Source organism: Edaphovirga cremea (assembly GCF_003332275.1).
In the GTDB taxonomy this organism is placed as follows: domain Bacteria; phylum Pseudomonadota; class Gammaproteobacteria; order Enterobacterales; family Enterobacteriaceae; genus Edaphovirga; species Edaphovirga cremea.
This window is the reverse complement of record NZ_QOVA01000006.1, coordinates 217,154-236,735: the sequence shown is the minus strand read 5'-3', so window position 1 is coordinate 236,735 and position 19,582 is coordinate 217,154. Positions and strand designations below refer to the sequence as shown.

The 19,582-nt window shown below is 50.1% G+C and carries 18 protein-coding genes and 1 other annotated feature; of the genes, 13 read left to right on the top strand and 5 right to left on the bottom strand.

What is annotated here, in order from left to right; genetic code table 11:
- Positions 1-18: 18 nt before the first annotated feature.
- The 4 genes from flhC to DRI82_RS11230 all read right to left on the bottom strand — a co-directional run bounded on the left by flhC (position 19) and on the right by DRI82_RS11230 (position 2,760).
- Entirely contained in the window at positions 19-600 is a 582-nt protein-coding gene (gene flhC, locus DRI82_RS11245; RefSeq protein ID WP_114193628.1) for a flagellar transcriptional regulator FlhC, read from the bottom strand.
- A gap of 2 nt (positions 601-602) precedes the next feature.
- The gene (gene flhD / locus DRI82_RS11240; protein ID WP_114193626.1) at positions 603-953 is read right to left on the bottom strand and encodes a flagellar transcriptional regulator FlhD; all 351 of its coding nucleotides are present in this window, start codon (positions 951-953) and stop codon (positions 603-605) included.
- Positions 954-1,698: 745 nt separating this feature from the next.
- Positions 1,699-1,923 carry a hypothetical protein gene (locus tag DRI82_RS11235; RefSeq protein WP_114193624.1) on the bottom strand — a complete coding sequence of 75 codons (225 nt, stop codon included), beginning with the start codon at positions 1,921-1,923 and terminating at the stop codon, positions 1,699-1,701.
- A 6-nt stretch (positions 1,924-1,929) separates the two neighbouring features.
- Positions 1,930-2,760, bottom strand: coding sequence for an SDR family oxidoreductase (locus DRI82_RS11230; RefSeq protein WP_114193622.1), 831 nt, complete (start codon positions 2,758-2,760; stop codon positions 1,930-1,932).
- Positions 2,761-3,091: 331 nt separating this feature from the next.
- Between DRI82_RS11230 and hisL the strand changes: the two genes are divergently transcribed.
- From hisL to hisIE, 9 genes are all read left to right on the top strand, one after another.
- Positions 3,092-3,139 carry a his operon leader peptide gene (hisL, locus tag DRI82_RS11225; protein ID WP_114193705.1) on the top strand — a complete coding sequence of 16 codons (48 nt, stop codon included), beginning with the start codon at positions 3,092-3,094 and terminating at the stop codon, positions 3,137-3,139.
- Positions 3,115-3,242: a sequence feature (His leader region), on the top strand. Its footprint overlaps the gene before it by 25 nt.
- Positions 3,243-3,292: 50 nt before the next feature.
- Positions 3,293-4,192, top strand: a complete 900-nt coding sequence (gene hisG, locus DRI82_RS11220; RefSeq protein ID WP_114193620.1) for an ATP phosphoribosyltransferase — start codon at positions 3,293-3,295, stop codon at positions 4,190-4,192.
- A 4-nt stretch (positions 4,193-4,196) separates the two neighbouring features.
- Positions 4,197-5,513: a histidinol dehydrogenase gene (gene hisD, locus DRI82_RS11215; protein ID WP_114193618.1), complete on the top strand. Its 1,317-nt coding sequence runs from the start codon at positions 4,197-4,199 to the stop codon at positions 5,511-5,513.
- Entirely contained in the window at positions 5,510-6,661 is a 1,152-nt protein-coding gene (gene hisC, locus DRI82_RS11210; RefSeq protein WP_114193617.1) for a histidinol-phosphate transaminase, read from the top strand. The genes hisD and hisC overlap by 4 nt, the downstream gene beginning before the upstream one ends.
- Complete coding sequence (hisB, locus tag DRI82_RS11205; RefSeq protein WP_114193615.1) at positions 6,658-7,725, top strand: bifunctional histidinol-phosphatase/imidazoleglycerol-phosphate dehydratase HisB; 1,068 nt, start codon at positions 6,658-6,660, stop codon at positions 7,723-7,725. Before hisC ends, hisB begins: the two co-directional genes overlap by 4 nt.
- On the top strand, positions 7,725-8,315 hold the full coding sequence (gene hisH / locus DRI82_RS11200; protein WP_114193613.1) for an imidazole glycerol phosphate synthase subunit HisH: 591 nt from the start codon (positions 7,725-7,727) through the stop codon (positions 8,313-8,315). The genes hisB and hisH overlap by 1 nt, the downstream gene beginning before the upstream one ends.
- A 5-nt stretch (positions 8,316-8,320) precedes the next feature.
- Positions 8,321-9,058: a 1-(5-phosphoribosyl)-5-[(5-phosphoribosylamino)methylideneamino]imidazole-4-carboxamide isomerase gene (hisA, locus tag DRI82_RS11195; protein WP_114193611.1), complete on the top strand. Its 738-nt coding sequence runs from the start codon at positions 8,321-8,323 to the stop codon at positions 9,056-9,058.
- Positions 9,040-9,816 carry an imidazole glycerol phosphate synthase subunit HisF gene (gene hisF, locus DRI82_RS11190; protein WP_114193609.1) on the top strand — a complete coding sequence of 259 codons (777 nt, stop codon included), beginning with the start codon at positions 9,040-9,042 and terminating at the stop codon, positions 9,814-9,816. Before hisA ends, hisF begins: the two co-directional genes overlap by 19 nt.
- A complete protein-coding gene (hisIE, locus tag DRI82_RS11185; RefSeq protein ID WP_114193607.1) occupies positions 9,810-10,421 on the top strand; it encodes a bifunctional phosphoribosyl-AMP cyclohydrolase/phosphoribosyl-ATP diphosphatase HisIE in 612 nt (203 codons plus the stop codon). The genes hisF and hisIE overlap by 7 nt, the downstream gene beginning before the upstream one ends.
- A 125-nt stretch (positions 10,422-10,546) precedes the next feature.
- Here hisIE and gndA read toward each other — a convergent pair whose 3' ends face one another.
- Positions 10,547-11,956, bottom strand: coding sequence for an NADP-dependent phosphogluconate dehydrogenase (gndA, locus tag DRI82_RS11180; RefSeq protein ID WP_114193605.1), 1,410 nt, complete (start codon positions 11,954-11,956; stop codon positions 10,547-10,549).
- A gap of 541 nt (positions 11,957-12,497) precedes the next feature.
- Between gndA and DRI82_RS11175 the strand changes: the two genes are divergently transcribed.
- The 4 genes from DRI82_RS11175 to DRI82_RS11160 all read left to right on the top strand — a co-directional run bounded on the left by DRI82_RS11175 (position 12,498) and on the right by DRI82_RS11160 (position 19,546).
- A complete protein-coding gene (locus DRI82_RS11175) occupies positions 12,498-13,133 on the top strand; it encodes a sugar nucleotide-binding protein (RefSeq protein ID WP_114193603.1) in 636 nt (211 codons plus the stop codon).
- A 144-nt stretch (positions 13,134-13,277) separates the two neighbouring features.
- Positions 13,278-14,111 (top strand): ABC transporter permease, encoded by an 834-nt coding sequence (locus DRI82_RS11170; protein ID WP_114193601.1) that lies wholly within the window; start codon positions 13,278-13,280, stop codon positions 14,109-14,111.
- The gene (locus DRI82_RS11165; protein ID WP_114193599.1) at positions 14,101-15,492 is read left to right on the top strand and encodes an ABC transporter ATP-binding protein; all 1,392 of its coding nucleotides are present in this window, start codon (positions 14,101-14,103) and stop codon (positions 15,490-15,492) included. Before DRI82_RS11170 ends, DRI82_RS11165 begins: the two co-directional genes overlap by 11 nt.
- Complete coding sequence (locus DRI82_RS11160) at positions 15,479-19,546, top strand: glycosyltransferase (protein ID WP_170138698.1); 4,068 nt, start codon at positions 15,479-15,481, stop codon at positions 19,544-19,546. Before DRI82_RS11165 ends, DRI82_RS11160 begins: the two co-directional genes overlap by 14 nt.
- The last annotated feature ends 36 nt before the right edge of the window (positions 19,547-19,582 follow it).

The following is a 19,582-nucleotide window of genomic DNA, read 5'->3' as shown; positions in this document are numbered from 1 at the left end:
GTAGTCCAGACTGCGTGCTCACACTGCGTGCTTGACCTTTTCGTCCAGCCGTTGAGGAATAATATCGGCCAGTTGCGGGGAAAGTTTACGTTTTTTTACTGCGCGTGAAGGCGGCTGGCATAGGCTGCAAACAAAGCCGTTGACTGGATGATGCGCGTGCGTGACGAATGAGCCACCGCAGCAGTTGCATGGGGAGAGTTGCAACATCCCACTGTCGACAAAACGAACCAGCGTCCATGCGCGGGTCAGAGCCAGTACCGGGGGTTCGCCGGGCTGTTGTGGACATTGCTCCAGGCAGAGCCTGTAAGCCTTGATAACTGCCTCAACCCCGTTGCATCCGCCATTTTTCATCAGGAACCGATAGGCGTTGTAAAACATTGACGAGTGAATGTTCTGTTCCCACGTCATAAACCAGTCAGTCGAGAAAGGTAGCATTCCTTTTGGGGGCGGGCTGCCGCGCAGCTCTTTATAGAGTTTGATCAACCGCCCACGGCTAAGCTGCGTTTCACTTTCCAACATCTGCAAGCGTGCGCCCAGGGTAATAAGTTCCATGGCGAGCTGAATATCCCTGGCTTCCTGAACAATACTTTTCTCGACCATGGTTATGCCCTTTTCTTTGGCGCATTGCTGTCGGATTTTGATAATCCCTTGAGCAACTGGCTGGATAAAAGGATACCCGCATGAATTTGCTGTAAATCATCCACCCTTGAGTCTTGGGTCAATCGCGTTATGGTTTCGTGATCGTCAAAGCGAAACTGGCAAAGCAATTGATTTGTCTCAGCTAATTTAACCATTTGAGGTAGCGTCAACTGGGAAAGTGCATCTGCCATCGCGTTGTCGATACCCAGGCGGAACATAGCGGAAGCTTTATCATCATTAATTAAACGCTGTGCCAAAAGCAAATACGACAAGTTGATGTCATAAATATGTTTGAGTAATTCGGACATACCCATTTACCCCGTCCCGACAGATTATGTTTTTAACATAGGCTGGGTGATAGAAATATCCCATGACCAGGAGTCTTCCCGGAGATGGATCGAAGAGTGTTTCTTAGGTCAATACAGAATCTTATTCCTGGTATTACCAAAAATGCTCAATTTCAAGGTGCGAAGCGACTGAGTAAAGTCACGGGAATACATATTATGAGGAGGCCTTTCCAGATTTTTAGCGATTCATCAGTGAAACGCTTTCATACATTTTATTAGGATTAATCTTAATCGACGCAACTCTACTCTTGAACCCTTAGCCCACACAACGGACTCCGCCCCTTATTTTCAACACAATGTGATAATCATCACAAAAACAAAATAATCTTTCGCCTTAAATGCGTAAAAAAACCGTTTCGATAGTGAAATTACCGCTTAAAAAACAGACAAATGTAAAAAGGCGTCTCAAAACCAGTGCTTAAAGGCAAATATTTGGTCTTTTTCAGATCATTTCGAACAAAACCTCCGCCAAACACAAATTGCAGTACGAAGATCTAAAACGCTCGGTAAATGACAGGGTAATATCCTGTTTATAGCAATAAAACGTCATGACTTCACATCAATCTGAGCGAGAACAGCTAGATTTTACGCGTCGAAAATTAAGCATAATGCAGGATAAATTGCCGCTGATTTTTTGTGCGAAAAAAATAATGGTGTGAAGTTTGCAGGAGGAAAGAAGGGAGCAAGCCAGTAGCAGTAACTATTTGTGTCATTACGCCAGCAATTCTCCCTGCGTCAGAGCTTGATGACGAATTTTTGTCCATCTGAAAATAATAACGGCGGTAAATTTCTTCTTATCGGCAAAATATAAAAAATCTTTAGATTTAATTTCACCAATATCAAAATAAAAAGTGTTCTTTATTTTATTTATCCCCGCACTCTCTCTCCTAAATAATTCGAGTTGCGTGACGGAGGCAATAGAAGGTATTGCCCCCATTGATTATCAACTCACTGGCATGCGCAACGGATCGGGATACTCATACTCGAATCCCAACTCTTTGCAGATACGGCTGCCATCAACAATTTTACCCTGCCCCTCGTCCCCTCTTTGCATATCAAAAGTAGGACGCGGCAGATTCAACCAATCTGACACCATCGGGTAAAACACATTTTTTGCTGGATGCCCCGGCGCGCACAAATTATAAATATGCCCACCTTTCGGCAGTCTTAACAACAATTGAATCGCCGCCACCACATCATCCTGATGAACCAGATTTACGCCGTGGCTGCCGCCCCTGACGCCCGTCTTCCCGGCCAGAAATCGCCCCGGATGGCGCTCTGCCCCCACCAGCCCCGCGAGACGCAAAATATCCACGGAGGTATTGGGCAGTTTATGCAACCAACGCTCCAACTCAACCAACGCTTCACCGCTGGCGGTTTCGGGCTTGAGGGGGGAGTCTTCTTTCACCGTGCCCTCAGCAGTACCGTAAACTGAGGTGGAACTGGTAAACACAATACGTTTCACCGCATGCGCCAACGCGCTGTCCACCAGCATCTGTACCGCCCTGCAATAGTTTTCATTGCCCTCCACCGTTCGACGGGCGGGCAACGTGATAACCAGGGCATCCGTGTCCAGCAATTGGTCGAGATCATCAGCCTCGCAAATCAGATCTGGGGTCAACTCTAGCTGATAGCATTCAATCCCCGTCATACGTGCAGCATCGACGCCGTCCGGCGTGGTTTTGCTGCCGACCACATGAATTCCCCGCGCAGCCAGTGAGACGGCAAGCGGCATGCCTAACCAACCCAAACCCACTATCGTCACCTTTTTCATAGACCCTCTTTTTACCCGTATCAGCTTAGAACCGGACCCTTCAGGTTCTTAATCTTTTCTGAGATTACCCCTGTCATGTGCCCGATACAATTATCCGCTCAATACCTTTAACAACAAATACCCTTCCTGACATAATGGCTCAGAAATCAGGCAAAAATGGCGCTTTGGGCAGGTTTTATACCCAAAGTACCTGGAGTTGCAGGAGGACACCGTCGACACGTCGGCAGATGAAAATACATCATCCGAAGAAAAAAAGGTTGCGTGAATGAGTGCCTATGGTTTAGCTTAATCCCCAGTAGTTTTGAGCATATAGCCAAAAGAGAAAATTAACATGAATTGCGTTCAATTTAGCCATCATCATCACCATCATCCTGACTAGTCTTTCAGGCGATGAGTGCTGGAAGACGTCTGACGAATCTTCCAGTGGCGCGTAGAATGCAATGAGAGAGCCCTCGGAAGATATCTTCCGAGGGCTTTTTTGTTTCTTCCGCTTAACGATTTTTTATTAAATTAATGACGATAGGATTATGACATGCTGGACAAAACACGTTTACGGATAGCAATGCAGAAGTCAGGCCGCCTGAGCGATGAGTCTCAGGAATTGCTGGCACGCTGCGGTATTAAAATCAATTTACAGGAACAGCGCCTGATCGCTTTCGCAGAAAATATGCCTATCGATATTCTGCGCGTGCGTGACGACGATATCCCTGGATTGGTCATGGATGGCGTAGTCGATCTCGGTATCATCGGCGAAAACGTGTTGGAGGAAGAGCTGTTGAGCCGCCGCGCGCAGGGTGAAGACCCGCGTTATTTCACCTTGCGCCGTCTGGACTTTGGCGGTTGTCGTTTGTCACTGGCCGTCGCGCTGGATTGTGAATACAGTACACCGCAAAGCCTGCAAAATGCCCGTATCGCCACGTCTTATCCGCACATCCTCAAGCAATACCTCGATAAGCAAAAAGTTGATTTCAAATCCTGCCTGCTGAATGGTTCCGTCGAAGTGGCGCCGCGTGCGGGTCTGGCCGATGCGATTTGTGACCTGGTGTCTACCGGTGCGACGCTGGAAGCAAACGGTCTGCGTGAAGTTGAAGTGATCTACCGCTCCAAAGCCTGCCTGATTCAACGCGACGGCGAGATGCCGGAAGAAAAACAGCAGTTGATCGACAGACTGCTCACCCGTATTCAGGGCGTTATTCAGGCGCGTGAATCCAAATACATCATGATGCACGCGCCAAGCGATCGTCTGGATGAAATCATTACCCTGCTGCCGGGCGCTGAACGTCCAACCATCCTGCCGTTGGCCGGTGACAAGAACCGCGTGGCGATGCACATGGTCAGCAGCGAAACCCTGTTCTGGGAAACCATGGAAAAACTGAAAGCGCTGGGTGCCAGTTCCATTCTGGTCCTGCCGATTGAGAAGATGATGGAGTAACGCAATGCAGCCGACCAATTTCAATACGGTGATCGATTGGCAACAGTGTTCCGCAGAGCAGCAACGGGCGTTGCTGACGCGTCCGGCGATTTCAGCGTCTGACCGCATTACGCTGGCCGTCAATGAGATCCTCGACCGCGTTAAAGCCGACGGCGACAGCGCATTGCGTGAGTTCTGCGCCCGCTTTGACAAAGTAGAAGTAGAAGCCATTCGCGTTACGCAAGCCGAGATTGTTGCCGCTTCTGCACGGCTGAATGAGGATGTGAAACAGGCAATGGCCGTTGCAGTGCGCAACATCGAAACCTTTCACAATGCACAAAAATTGCCGCCCGTGGATGTCGAAACCCAGCCCGGCGTGCGCTGCCAGCAGATCACCCGGCCGATTGCCTCAGTCGGCCTGTATATACCCGGTGGCTCCGCGCCACTGCCGTCCACTGTGCTGATGCTCGGTACGCCATCGCGTATCGCCGGGTGCAAACGCGTGGTGCTGTGCTCGCCGCCGCCGATTGCCGATGAGATCCTCTACGCTGCGCAACTGTGCGGTATTACTGAGGTCTTCCAACTGGGCGGTGCACAGGCCATTGCCGCTATGGCATTCGGAACGGAGAGCGTGCCGAAAGTTGACAAGATTTTTGGTCCGGGCAACGCCTATGTCACCGAAGCCAAACGTCAGGTCAGCCAGCGTTTTGACGGTGCCGCCATTGATATGCCAGCAGGCCCATCAGAAGTGCTGGTGATCGCCGACAGCGGTGCCACTCCGGCATTTATTGCCTCTGATCTGCTCTCACAGGCGGAACACGGCCCGGATTCGCAGGTGATTTTACTGACGCCGGATGCCGCGATCGCTCGTGAGGTCGCGGTCGAGGTCGATAAGCAACTCGCCCTGCTTTCGCGCAGCGAAATCGCCCGTCAGGCGCTGGAAAGCAGCCGCCTGATTGTGGCTCGCGATCTGGAACAGTGCATCGAAATCAGTAATCTCTATGGCCCTGAACACCTGATTCTGCAAACCCGTGAACCAGAGAAAATGGTGGATGCCATCACCAGCGCCGGTTCGGTTTTCCTGGGTGACTGGTCGCCGGAATCTGCCGGTGATTACGCCTCAGGAACCAACCACGTTCTGCCGACCTACGGTTACACATCGACCTGTTCAAGTCTCGGGCTGGCCGATTTCCAGAAAAGAATGACCGTACAGCAACTGACGCCACAGGGTCTGCTGCAATTGGCTCCGACGATTGAAATACTGGCGCAGGCCGAACAACTCACCGCCCACAAGAACGCTGTCAGTCTGCGCGTTGCCGCGCTGAAGGAGAAGAATTCATGAGCAACTCACCCTCTGCCAGCGTCATTGAGCTGGCCCGCAGCAACGTGCGTGAATTGACACCGTATCAGTCAGCCCGGCGTCTGGGTGGCAATGGCGACGTCTGGCTCAATGCCAACGAATATCCGCTGGCACCGGAGTTCCAACTGACTGCACAGACATTCAACCGTTATCCTGAGTGCCAGCCCAAAGCCGTGATCGAACGCTATGCTGCCTATGCGGGCGTTGCAACCGATCAGGTTCTGGTAAGCCGTGGCGCAGATGAAAGCATTGAACTGTTGATCCGTGCCTTCTGTGAGCCGGGTAAAGATGCGGTGCTGTACTGCCCGCCAACCTACGGCATGTACGGGGTCAGCGCTGAAACCTTTGGCATCGAACGTCGCACCGTGGGCACCAAAGAGAACTGGCAGTTGGATCTGCAGGCCATCGCCGACAATCTTGCCAATGTGAAACTGGTCTACGTGTGCAGTCCCAACAACCCGACCGGTAATCTGATTGACGCCGCCGATCTGCGCGCGTTACTGGAAATGACCCAGGGCAAAGCGATTGTGGCGATTGACGAGGCTTACATCGACTTTTGCCCACAGGCGAGCGTCGTTGCCTGGTTGCAGGATTTCCCGCACCTCGCCATTTTGCGCACCCTCTCCAAAGCCTTTGCACTGGCGGGTCTGCGTTGTGGTTTCACGTTGGCCAATCCACCGTTGATCGAGCTGCTGCTTAAAGTGATTGCGCCCTATCCGCTCTCCACGCCGGTAGCGGATATTGCCGCGCAGGCACTGAGCGACGAAGGTATCACCGTTATGCGCACACGCGTCAAGGAAATTGCCGAAACGCGAGCCTGGCTGCAAGAAGCTCTGCAACAGTGTCCGTGCGTCGAACAGGTTTTCGGCAGCGACAGCAACTATTTAATGGCTCGCTTTACTGCTTCCAGCATTGTGTTTAAAACCTTGTGGGATCAGGGCATTATTCTACGCGACCAAAACAAACAGTCCGGTCTTGCCGGATGTTTACGTATAACGATCGGCACCCGTCAGGAGTGCCAGCGGGTGATCGACGTATTGCAGGTGCTACCGGGAGCCGGTGAAAGCAGCAGTGCAGACGATGCCAATCCAACCCGCGTTAAACTCAGCCCCAGCAAGGAGCCTATGTGAGCCAGAAGTTTCTGTTTATTGACCGTGACGGTACGTTGATCTCTGAACCCCCTGAGGATTTTCAGGTGGACCGTCTGGATAAACTGGCGCTGGAGCCAGATGTTATTCCCGCACTGCTGGCCTTACAGACTGCCGGTTACCAGTTGGTGATGATCACTAATCAGGACGGTCTGGGGACTGCCAGTTTTCCGCAGGAAACCTTCGATCCACCGCATAACCTGATGATGCAGATTCTGACGTCGCAAGGCATTCAGTTCGCTGACATCCTGATTTGCCCACATTTGCCTGCCGACAACTGCGATTGCCGCAAGCCAAAAACCGAGCTGGTGAAAAGTTATCTCGACAGTGGTCTGATGGACATAGAGAACAGCTATGTGATCGGCGATCGCGAAACAGATATCCAGTTGGCGCAGAACATGGGTATTGCCGGATTGCGCTATCAGCGCGATACGCTGAACTGGAAAGCCATTGAGAAGCAACTGACCCAGCGCGATCGTCACGCACAGGTAAGCCGCGTGACCCGTGAAACGGCCATTGATGTTGACGTTTGGCTCGATCGCGAAGGCGGCAGCAAGATTAAAACCGGCGTGGGCTTCTTTGACCACATGCTGGATCAGATCGCCACCCACGGCGGTTTCCGCATGAATATTGAAGTCAATGGCGATCTCTATATCGACGATCACCACACGGTTGAAGATACCGCACTGGCGTTGGGTGAAGCCCTGAATAAAGCACTCGGTGACAAACGGGGCATTGGCCGTTTCGGTTTCGTTCTGCCGATGGACGAATGTCTGGCGCGCTGTGCACTGGATATTTCTGGCCGACCGCACCTTGAATATAAAGCCGAGTTCAATTATCAGCGCGTCGGCGATCTGAGCACCGAAATGGTTGAGCATTTCTTCCGCTCCCTCTCCTACGCCATGGCCTGTACGCTGCATCTGCGCACCAAAGGCAAGAACGACCATCACCGTGTGGAGAGCCTGTTCAAAGTCTTTGGCCGTACCCTGCGTCAGGCGATTCGCGTTGAGGGCGACACCCTGCCGAGCTCGAAAGGAGTGCTGTAATGAACGTGGTGATTCTGGATACTGGCTGTGCCAATCTCTCCTCTGTCGCCTACGCGGTGCAGCGGCTGGGATACCAGCCGCAAATCAGCCGTGATCCCGAGATCGTATTGCGTGCTGACAAACTGTTTTTACCTGGCGTAGGAACGGCGCAGGCGGCAATGGATCAATTGGTTGAGCGCGAGCTTATAGATCTGATCAAAACCTGTACCCAGCCCGTGCTGGGTATCTGCCTTGGTATGCAACTGCTGGCCTCATCGAGCGAGGAGAATGGCGGCATTGCCACGCTGGGGATTATAGATACACCGGTCACCAAAATGACTGATTTTGGTTTACCGCTGCCGCATATGGGTTGGAACCAGGTATCCGCACAAGCGGGGAATCATCTGTTCCGTGGTATCGAAGACGGTGCCTATTTTTACTTCGTGCACGGATACGCAATGCCAATATGCCCAGATACCATCGCACAGGCCAATTACGGCGAACCCTTCACCGCCGCAGTCGAAAAAGACAACTTCTTCGGCGTACAGTTTCATCCGGAACGCTCCGGGGCAGCTGGCGCGAAACTGCTGAAAAACTTTCTGGAGATGTAACAACCATGATTATTCCCGCGTTGGATTTGATTGAAGGCAGCGTGGTGCGTTTGCATCAGGGCGATTATGGCCAGAAACGTGACTACGGCAATAAGCCGCTACCGCGGCTGCAAGATTATCAACAGCAAGGTGCACAGGTTTTGCATCTGGTCGATCTGACCGGTGCCAAGAACCCTGCAGCACGGCAGATCCCTCTGCTGCGCACCCTGCTGGCAGGCGTCAGCGTACCCGTACAGGTTGGGGGTGGGATCCGCACAGAACAGGATGTTGAGGCGCTGCTTGAGGCGGGTGCCGCGCGGGTGGTGATTGGGTCAACGGCAGTGAAACAGATCGGCATGGTACAAGGCTGGTTTCGTCGTTTTGGCGCAGATGCCCTGGTGCTGGCACTGGATGTACGAATTGACGAGACGGGTACCAAGTGCGTGGCAATCAGTGGCTGGCAAGAAAACTCCAACACCACGCTGGAACAACTGGTGGAAGAGTATCTGCCGTTTGGGCTGAAACACGTGCTATGTACCGATATTTCGCGTGATGGCACGCTGGCCGGATCGAATGTGGCACTGTATCGCGAAATCAGCGAGCGCTATCCGCAAGTGGCTTTCCAGGCTTCTGGCGGGATCGGCAATTTGGATGATATTGCCGCACTGCGCGGCAGTGGCGTGCAGGGCGTCATTGTCGGGCGGGCATTGTTGGACGGTAAGTTTAACGTAACGGAGGCGATCTCATGCTGGCAAAACGGATAATCCCCTGTCTGGATGTCAAAGATGGGCAGGTAGTCAAAGGCGTACAGTTCCGCAATCATGAGATCATTGGTGATATTGTCCCTCTGGCTCAACGCTATGCGCAAGAAGGTGCTGACGAACTGGTGTTTTATGACATTACCGCCTCGTCTGATAACCGCGTAGTCGATAAGAGTTGGGTTGCCCGGGTTGCCGAAGTGATCGACATTCCGTTCTGTGTGGCGGGTGGTATCAAGACCGTAGAAGACGCTGGGCGCATTCTGACTTTTGGCGCTGATAAAATCTCGATCAACTCACCGGCACTGGCTGACCCTACGCTCATTACCCGCCTGGCAGATCGTTATGGCGTGCAGTGCATCGTGGTAGGAATTGATACCTGGTTCGACTCGGCAACCGGTTTGTACCACGTGAACCAATATACCGGCGATGAGACCCGCACCAAAGTCACCACCTGGCAAACGCTGGATTGGGTAAAAGAGGTGCAGGAACGCGGCGCGGGTGAAATCGTTCTGAACATGATGAATCAGGACGGTGTGCGCAATGGTTACGATCTGGTGCAACTGCAACAGGTGCGTGCGGCCTGTCACGTTCCACTGATCGCCTCTGGCGGTGCCGGAACCATGGAGCATTTCCTGGAAGCCTTCCGCGATGCCGATGTAGACGGGGCGCTGGCGGCCTCGGTATTCCATAAACAGATTATCAATATCGGCGAACTGAAAAAGTATTTGGCTGAACAAGGTGTGGAGATCCGAGTGTGTTAACCGAAGAACAGAAGAACCAGCTCGACTGGGAAAAAACCAACCATCTGCTGCCAGCGATCGTACAGCATGCTATTTCTGGTGAAGTATTGATGATGGGTTACATGGATCAGGAAGCCCTGGCGGTCACTGAAGAGAGCGGAAAAGTGACGTTTTTTTCGCGCACCAAACAGCGCCTGTGGACGAAGGGCGAAAGCTCCGGCAATTTCCTTAACGTCGTCAGCATCACCCCGGATTGTGACAACGACACGCTGTTGATTCTGGTCAATCCCATTGGCCCAACCTGCCATCTGGGCAACAGCAGTTGCTTCCATCCGGCAGCCTCTGACTGGGGTTTTCTCTATCAGTTGGAACAACTGCTGGCCGAGCGTAAACATGCCGATCCGGCCAGTTCTTACACCGCCCGACTGTATGCCAGCGGTACCAAGCGTATCGCGCAGAAAGTGGGTGAAGAAGGCGTAGAAACCGCACTGGCTGCGACGGTACATGATCGTGAAGAACTGACCAATGAAGCCTCGGATTTGGTTTATCACCTGATGGTGCTGTTGCAGGATCAAAATCTGGATATGAGCGCCGTGATTAATAATCTGCGTCAACGGCATAAGTAAGCTATCGACGTAAAGAGGCGGGTGACACAAAAAGTCGTCGCCCTCCGCCAAATCGCAGGCAAAAAAAAGCCGCTGGGTCCGTTCACATCGTGAATTGAACCCAGCGGCTTTCTAGTCAGACGGGATTAATCCAACCATTCGGTATGGAAAACACCTTCTTTGTCAGTGCGCTTGTAGGTATGCGCACCAAAGTAGTCACGCTGTGCCTGAATCAGGTTAGCGGGCAGAACCGCTGAACGGTAGCTGTCGTAGTAATTGATTGCGGCAGAGAATGTTGGGGTCGGGATGCCGTTCTGAACGGCATAGGAGACCACGTCACGCAAAGCCTGCTGGTATTTATCAGCGATATCTTTGAAATACGGTGCCAGCAGCAGGTTGGCAATTTTTGCATCGTCTGCGTAAGCATCAGTGATTTTCTGTAGGAACTGGGCACGGATGATACAACCCGCGCGGAAAATCTTGGCGATTTCGCCGTAATTCAGATCCCAGTTATTCTCGTCAGATGCCGCTTTGAGCTGAGAGAAGCCCTGCGCATAAGAGACAAGTTTACCCAGATACAGCGCACGGCGAACTTTCTCAACGAATTCAGCCTTGTCACCGTCAAACGCTTTCACCGCGGGTCCGCTCAGGACTTTCGACGCGGCAACGCGTTGATCTTTCAGCGAAGAGAGATAACGGGCAAAAACAGACTCGGTGATCAGCGTCAGGGGTTCACCGAGATCCAGTGAGCTTTGGCTGGTCCACTTACCAGTGCCTTTGTTGGCCGCTTCATCCAGAATCACATCAACCAGGTATTTACCTTCTTCATCTTTCTTGGTGAAGATATCTTTGGTGATGTCGATCAAGTAGCTGCTCAGTTCACCTTCATTCCACTCATTGAAGGTTTTAGCCAGGTCGTCGTTACTCAGATTCAGGGCATTTTTCAGCAGGGAATAGGCTTCAGCGATTAACTGCATGTCGCCATACTCAATACCGTTGTGAACCATTTTAACGTAATGGCCTGCACCATCTGCCCCGATATAAGCCACACAGGCGTCGCCATCTTCTGCACGGGCTGCGATTTTCTCAAGGATAGGTGCAACCAATTCGTACGCTTCTTTCTGACCGCCAGGCATGATGGATGGGCCTTTCAATGCACCCTCTTCGCCGCCGGAGACGCCGGTACCGATAAAGTTAAAACCCTGGGCAGACAGTTCGCGGTTACGACGGATGGTGTCTTTGTAATAGGTGTTACCGCCATCGATCAGGATGTCGCCTTTTTCCAGATGCGGGGTCAGGGACGCAATGGTCTTATCCGTTGCTTCACCGGCTTTCACCATCAGCAGGATACGGCGCGGTTTTTCCAGTGATTCAACAAACTCTTCGATGGTGTAGTGAGGTACCAGCTTTTTGCCCGGATTCTCGGCAACGACTTCATCGGTCTTTTCACCCGAACGGTTAAAGATGGAAACGGAATAGCCGCGGCTCTCAATATTAAGCGCCAGATTACGGCCCATTACCGCCATACCGACAACGCCGATCTGTTGTTTGGACATTAGTAACTCCTGTCTGAGTGATTACTCCCGCCACCATACCACCGGGCAGCAGGCTTTCTTGATGTGGCAAACATGTTAACTCAGGAACACCTCAGGCGTGAAGTGATTGGTGCGATAGCTCACATAACTACATGAAAGTAACTGCGAGTGCGAGGTGGTCATTATTCAATCTGAGTCATCTACTTTCAGGTAACAAGATGTGTATGCCTTTCAGAACAAAGCAAGCATCAACTTTGAGCATCGCTAAGTATGACTCATGATTTTATGCCCATTTCAGAATCGGCTGATTTTGAATGAAAATCAGCCGATTATTATAATCCAATAAACGAAGAATGTCTTATTTGGAATGATGCAGTTATCGGAGTAGTATAACCGGTCGAAAATCATGTGATCTCGGCTAAGGATCAACTCAGTAAAGGTTTTGAGAACTTTCTTGAGCGGGGGGACTCTGTTTTAGGCCTTGGGAGGAAGTCTGAGGTTTTTTGGCATTAAAATGCGTGGATGCATGATATTTCATCGGATATAGGCATTTGGTCATATTATGAAAGTAATGATTGTGGGTTGCACAGGGCCGATTGGGCAAGAGTTAGTGAAAGGGGCTCCTTCCCAATGGGAAGTTTTGGCTGTAGACCGTCCACAACTCGACATCACTGACTACCCGCAAGTGAGCCATAGGAACACCTCATTTTGTTTCAATGCCATCATCAATGCTGCTTATACGGCTGTTGATAAAGTAGAATGCGAGCCTGCGCTGGCGTTTGCTATCAATCGCGGTGGCCCGCAATATCTGGTGTATACGGCCATAATTTGCGGCGTAAAATTGCTGCATATTGATTCAGAATATATTTTATCTGGCGACCGGTTCAGCAACTCAATTTACGCACAAGACATTACGGATACTGTGTGGCACATTGCCGCATATGGCATTGAGGACACGGATGCTGAGCCTAGAGGGCATTATCACTTTATCTGCGCACCTTATATCACCTTGGCTGATTTTTTCTCGGTGGTCTACCATAAAGGGTTTATTGCTAATCAGGCTGCCATCAATACCCGATACCTGCTAAATGTCTTTCAAACTCAAAGCTTGGCAGCCAGAATCTCCAAGACATTTTTGTCATTCAACCCAGCAATTGGCAATCCGCACTCAAAAGAATCTCAACTTATGTATGAATGATGCAAAGTATCTAGTGAACATGCATCCGCATAGTGCAATGCATAACTCATTGCGATATAATTATTTTCTTTTTTTATCATAACCTTATATGGTTTTTGATCTTGGATACGAACCATTATTTAGCAACAACTAAAGAGATTTGTAATGAATCCACATACTGGTAAACCTTACTCATTAGTTTCTCTATTTGGATCATCATGGTCTAACCGACACCTGATCTATCAGATGATAAAGCGTGAAGTGATTGGCCGTTATCGCGGTTCTTTTATGGGCATCCTATGGTCTTTTATTAACCCAATTTTCATGCTAGCCGTTTATACTCTTGTTTTTTCAGTTGTTTTTAAAGCAAGGTGGGCAGGTGCTGCGGAAAATGAGTCTAAAACGCAGTTTGCGGTCATCTTGTTCGTCGGGTTGATTGTCCACGGGCTGTTTGCAGAAGTACTCAATCGGTCGCCAAGCCTGATTATTAGCAATGTAAACTATGTGAAAAAGGTCATTTTCCCCCTTGAAACACTGCCACTGGTTGCCATGGGCGGGGTATTGTTCCATAGCTTTATCAGTCTTGTGGTCTTGATCAGCGCATTCTTTATCTTCAATGGCTATGTGCATTGGACCTTGCTTTTCTTGCCGCTGGTGATAACCCCATTGATTTTTTTGACGTTAGGTTTGAGTTGGTTCCTGGCATCCTTGGGGGTTTATGTTCGGGATGTCGGCCAGACAATCACCATTTTGATGACGGTAATGATGTTCCTGTCGCCGGTTTTTTATCCGATAACCTCACTGCCTGAAGCGCTTAGACCCGTGATTATGATGAATCCGCTTACCTTTATCATTGAACAGGCGCGGGCCGTGCTAATCTGGGGAAAACTGCCAGATTTCATGGGTCTGGGCGTCTATGCGGTCATTTCATTGCTGGTGATGTGGCTGGGGTATGCCTGGTTCCAAAAGACAAGAAGAGGTTTCGCCGATGTCCTCTAATGAATATGCGATCCAAATAAAGAATGTTGATAAGTGTTACCAAGTCTATGAAAGCCCTGCGCGGCGGCTTAAACAGTTTATCATGCCGCGTATTGAGCAAAAGTTAGGGAAAACACCGAGTATATACCACGAGGATTTCTGGGCGCTGAAAGACGTTTCCTTTGAGTTGCCTAAAGGCCAAACCATGGGGGTCGTAGGCAGGAACGGTTCAGGCAAATCGACGTTACTGCAGATTATCGCAGGCACCCTGACGCCAAGCGCCGGTAGCGTGCATGTTAATGGGCGCGTTGCCGCCCTGCTTGAGCTAGGGGCGGGGTTTAACGCTGATTTTACTGGACGTGAGAATGTCTATCTCAATGCGTCTTTGCTTGGCCTGTCGCATGAAGAAACAGAAAACAAGCTCGATGACATCCTCTCTTTTGCCGATATCGGCCACTTTATCGACTCTCCGGTACGAGCATACTCCAGCGGCATGTTGGTGCGTCTGGCGTTTGCGGTTCAGGCGCAGATAGATCCGGAAATACTTATCGTTGATGAGGCCTTGGCTGTGGGCGATGCCAAATTTCAAGCCAAATGTTTTGCACGTCTCAAAAAGTTAAAGCAAGACGGTACCTCAATTTTGTTTGTATCCCATGCGACAGAACAAATTGTCACGCACTGCGATCGTGCTTTGCTGCTGGATGGCGGTGTTGTTCAGGCCCAAGGCCAACCGCGGGATATTGTAAACCGCTATCTGGACATTCTTTTTGGTAAGAAGAATGTGGCCGATAACGAGCGAGATGAGATTAATAAGCAGTTGGAGATAGCTGTTGCGGGCGAAAAACAGCTTGAAGCCCGAGAGGCCGATGCCCATAACGCTAGCGAAAACAAGCTGCTTTTGTTCAAATATCTCAACGGTTCGTATGATAAAAGATCTAACTATAATCCATCGGAGTATCGTTGGGGGGACCGCAGCGCGGAGTTGGTTGATTTCTATCTTGAGCAAGACGGCGAGGCCTACCCAAGCAGCATTTCGCCAAAAAAAGAAATTACATTTTCATTTAAAGTGGTCTTTAACAGCCTGCTTGTCAGGCCTATTTTTGGTTTTGCGGTAAAAACCAAAGAGGGTGTAACGATTTATAACACCAACTCAGAATGGCAGTCTGTTGACACTTTTGATGCGGGCATGCCGGGCAAAGATGCGGTCATTACAGTGACACTTCCTGTCATGCTGTTTGAGGGCGATTATTTTGTTTCTGTGGGTATTGCCAGTAGCTCGACTGAAGGTGAAATCATCCCTCACGATCGTCGTTACGATTCAATACATTTGGCTGTAGGCCCTGTAAAGACATTCACTGGTTTGGCTGATTTAAATGCGAGAATTAAATTTGAAACCGAGTAAAGTTCATCAAATTTTGGAAAGCAATGGTTTTGTTTTTGTAGAGGACGTCGGCGTATGGCGGCCAGCAACCTTACCGGAATTTGCATACAGTGATGGTGATGATGCTGAAAACTATGTGCTGGATGCCGTAACGCATGCTAAAGATCTCAGTGTAAATTCACTGGAACTCAGTGTAAAAATGAAGGACTGGCCGTCAACTTATCATCTGACTTCCCGTCGTTCCAATTTGCTTAAACCTTTCCACCAATGGCTTAAGGGAAAACGCATCCTGGAAATTGGCTGCGGCTGTGGCGCCATAACGCGTTTCCTGGCTGAAAGTGGGGCGCAGGTGGTATCCGTTGAGGGTAGTTTCAGACGCGCGCAAATTGCACGTCAGCGCTGTCGCGACCTGACCAACGTAGACGTTATTTGTTCCCCTAGCGATCGTCTGCCTGATTTAGGTGCCTTTGATGGCGTGATGTTGATCGGGGTGCTGGAATATGCACGCATGTTCCTGGGCAACAATGGACAACATGTCTTGTTGGATTTTTGCCGTCAGCGCCTGGTCCTGGATGGGAAGTTATTTGTCGCAATCGAGAATAAGCTCGGCATTAAGTATTTTGCTGGCGCTAACGAGGATCACGTTGGGCAGCCTATGTTTGGGATTAATAACTCCTATACAGAGAGCGGCGTTGCCACATTTGGTCGCCGGGAACTACTGGGGTTACTCAATGAGAGCGGATTTGTAGATACGCAAGAATATATCCCTCTCCCTGACTACAAACTGCCTGTTTCTATCGTTACGCCGGTAGGTTGGAAGCAGTATGCTCGTGAACTCTCGCAGCTTGCTATCGAAAGCAGCAACAAAGACATTCAGCGCGTTCCTGAAAACTTGTTCTCTGTTGAGCAGGGAACACGCAATGCGTGGAACAACGGCTTGGCGGTTGATCTAGCCAACTCATTCCTGGTCGTCGCCAGCCAACAGCCGCAAGCAGAACTGATACCTGGCGTTGCAGCCTATCATTACTCCGATGGCCGGTTGCCTGAGTTCAATAAAACCACCACGTTTGACATCACCGCAGACGGCGAACTGGTGGTGAACAGTTCCCCTCTGGTTCAGACTGAACGTGAGGGAGCAGTAATCCAAAACATCAAGAGCGTTGATGAATTTTACGCTGGCAACAGCCTGTGGTTGGATCTGGTTGATATCGTCAATCGTCCTGAATGGACATTGCAGCAAGCGGCGCAATGGGCAAAAGAATGGATTGCTTCTTTACTGTCAATGGCAAATGTTACTACTGATTATGACAAAGACTTTTTGCTTAAGGGTAATTATCAGGATGCGATGCCATTTAATGCCATCAGGCAGCAAGATCGCTCCGTGGTGTTTTTTGATCTGGAATGGCATGCTCAGAAGAGTATTACCCTCGGTTATACTGTATTCCGCGGTATCTTCCATTCGCTGTTGCGTTTGACATCCGTTGCTCATAGCCAGAACATATCTTCTTTAAATATTGCCACCGCTTCCTGTGAAATTATGAAGGAAATCGGTTTCGCCATAGAACAGGAGGATCTGAATGAATACCTGACTCAAGAGTCAGAGTTTATGGCAACGATTGAAAGTAAAGATAGCCGTGACATTTATGCAGTCTTGGCGGCCCTTGAACTTCCGATGCGTGTTGTTTCCGTCGGCGCCTTGAAGCATCAGTTCACTCATATTCACGGGGAATATCTCCGCTGCGAAGCGCAAATTACCCAAAAGAATGATGAAGTTAACAAGCAAATAGAATTAATCAATTCGTTAAAAGATGACGTTGATTCGTTGCAAAAGGAAATTGAAGCGAAGCATATTGAAGAACTGCATGAGCAAATTTCTGCGCGAGATGCACAGATCTCTACCCAGCAGCAAAATATTGTGGTGCTGGAACAGCAGATTGCTCAGCAAGCAGCGTTGTTGGTCGAATATGAACATCAAGCCTACCAGATCTTGCACTCGTCAAGCTGGAAACTGTCAGCGCCATTACGCGTGCTGGGAAGAAGAGTGCCGACTTTCTTGCGAAAGCCCATCCGTTTAGTTTTCCATTGGCTATTTTATATTGGGCAAAGTTGTAAGGTGCAGGCAGGAAAAATCTTGCGTGTCGGTAAGCGAGCAGTGAATCAAGGGCTTGACACCGTTTCCCACTATCCGTCCATGATGCTGGTTAAACGTAATATCAGACAGCTTGCCCGTTCTCTGTATTACCGTTTGCCTGAGCGCTATAAAAGTCGTTTGCTGAAGGTTGCCGTGAAGGCCAGGCCTGGCTGGTTCTTGCATCATCCGCTATTCGCTTCCGCCGCTGCGGCACCGTGTAGCGTTGAGCGGGCCTCGTTTATTTCCCATCGCCAGGACGGAACATATCACTTTGCCAAACGTCCAGACGAGTATGTCTACATACCAACACAGCGTCCTTACGATCTGCAAGAACAATTGGACAATATGCAGCAGCGCCCTCGCTTCTCAATTATTGTCCCTATTTATAACACTCCGTTGGATCTGCTTGAGAAGATGGTCTCCTCAGTACGCTTGCAGTGGTACTCCGACTGGCAGCTCATTTTGGCCAACGATGCTAGCCCGTTAGAGGAAACAAAAACGGCACTGGATACGTTTAACGATCCCAGAATCAAAGTGGTTCATCTGGAGCAAAATCAGGGGATTGCTGGCGCGACCAATGTGGCGATCGATAATGCAGATGGCGACTATATCGTTTTCCTCGATCACGATGATGAGTTAACCGATGATTGTCTATATGAGTTAGCGCTTTGCATTAACCGGGAAGATCCGGACTTTATCTATAGTGACGAAGACAAATTTACCCCGGAGGGAGACTATTCCCAGCCACACTTTAAGCCTGACTGGTCGCCGGACACCATGATGGGGACCATGTTTACCTGCCATGTGGCCTGTGTGAGGCTCAGCGTGGCAAAGGCGCTCGGCGGATTGCGTACCGAGTTTAATGGCTGTCAGGATTGGGACTTCATCTTGCGCCTGACGGAAATAACGCAGCGTATCAGCCATATACCTAAGATACTGTATCATTGGCGCATTATTCCGGCGTCGGTTGCATCGGATATGGCGGCAAAGCCTTATGTGCTGGCCGCGTCCCGCGCTGTGCGTGAAAGTGCCCTTGAACGCCGTGGCTTGAAGGGAACGGTGGAGGAACTGCCTAATTACCCGGGTTATTTCCGCGTAAATTACGCTCTGCAAGATAATGCTTGCATTTCTATCATTATCCCTACCCGGGATAACCATGAGGTGTTGACGCGTTGTATTGAATCGATTCTGGATAAAACGACCTACCGCAACTTCGAGATTATCATTGTTGATAATGGCTCTAAAGACGCCAGCACACTGGCTTATTTAGAGGCGATTAGCGCTGAGGCACAGGTTTCTGTCATCCGTCATGATGCACCTTTCAACTTCTCTGAGTTGAATAACTTGGGGAGCCGGCAAGCGAAGGGGGAACTGTTGCTGTTCCTCAATGACGATACCGAAGTCTTGCACGCTGACTGGATCGAGCGTATGGGTGGCTATGCGCAATTGAGCCATGTCGGCGCGGTGGGAGCCAAGTTGCTGTATGGCGATGGCAGTATGATGCAGCATGCCGGCGTGATTAATTTGCAAAATGGCCCAATGCACGCATATATGCATTCGCACAAAGATATCCCAGGCTATTTCCTGCGCAACCAGATTGAATACAACTGGCTGATCGTCACGGGTGCCTGCCTGATGGTGGAGCGCAGCAAGTTTGAACAGGTAGGTGGATTCAACGAGCAGTTCCCGGTGGCCTATAACGATGTCGACCTGTGTATGCGTTTGTGTGAGGCGGGCTTGTATAACGTGGTGTGTCAAAGCGTCACCCTGATCCATCATGAGTCGGTCAGCCGCGGACTGGATCATATGGATCAGGAAAAGGTCGCTCGTCTACAGCGTGAGCTGGGGCAGTTGAATGCCCGGCACCCGCACTATTTCCAGTACGATCCGTTTTATAATGTGAATTTTGCGCCCAATAGTTTTAGTTTTGAGATTCGTAAATGATGAAAAAAAATACTAAAGGTGTTTGCGAACAGGAGG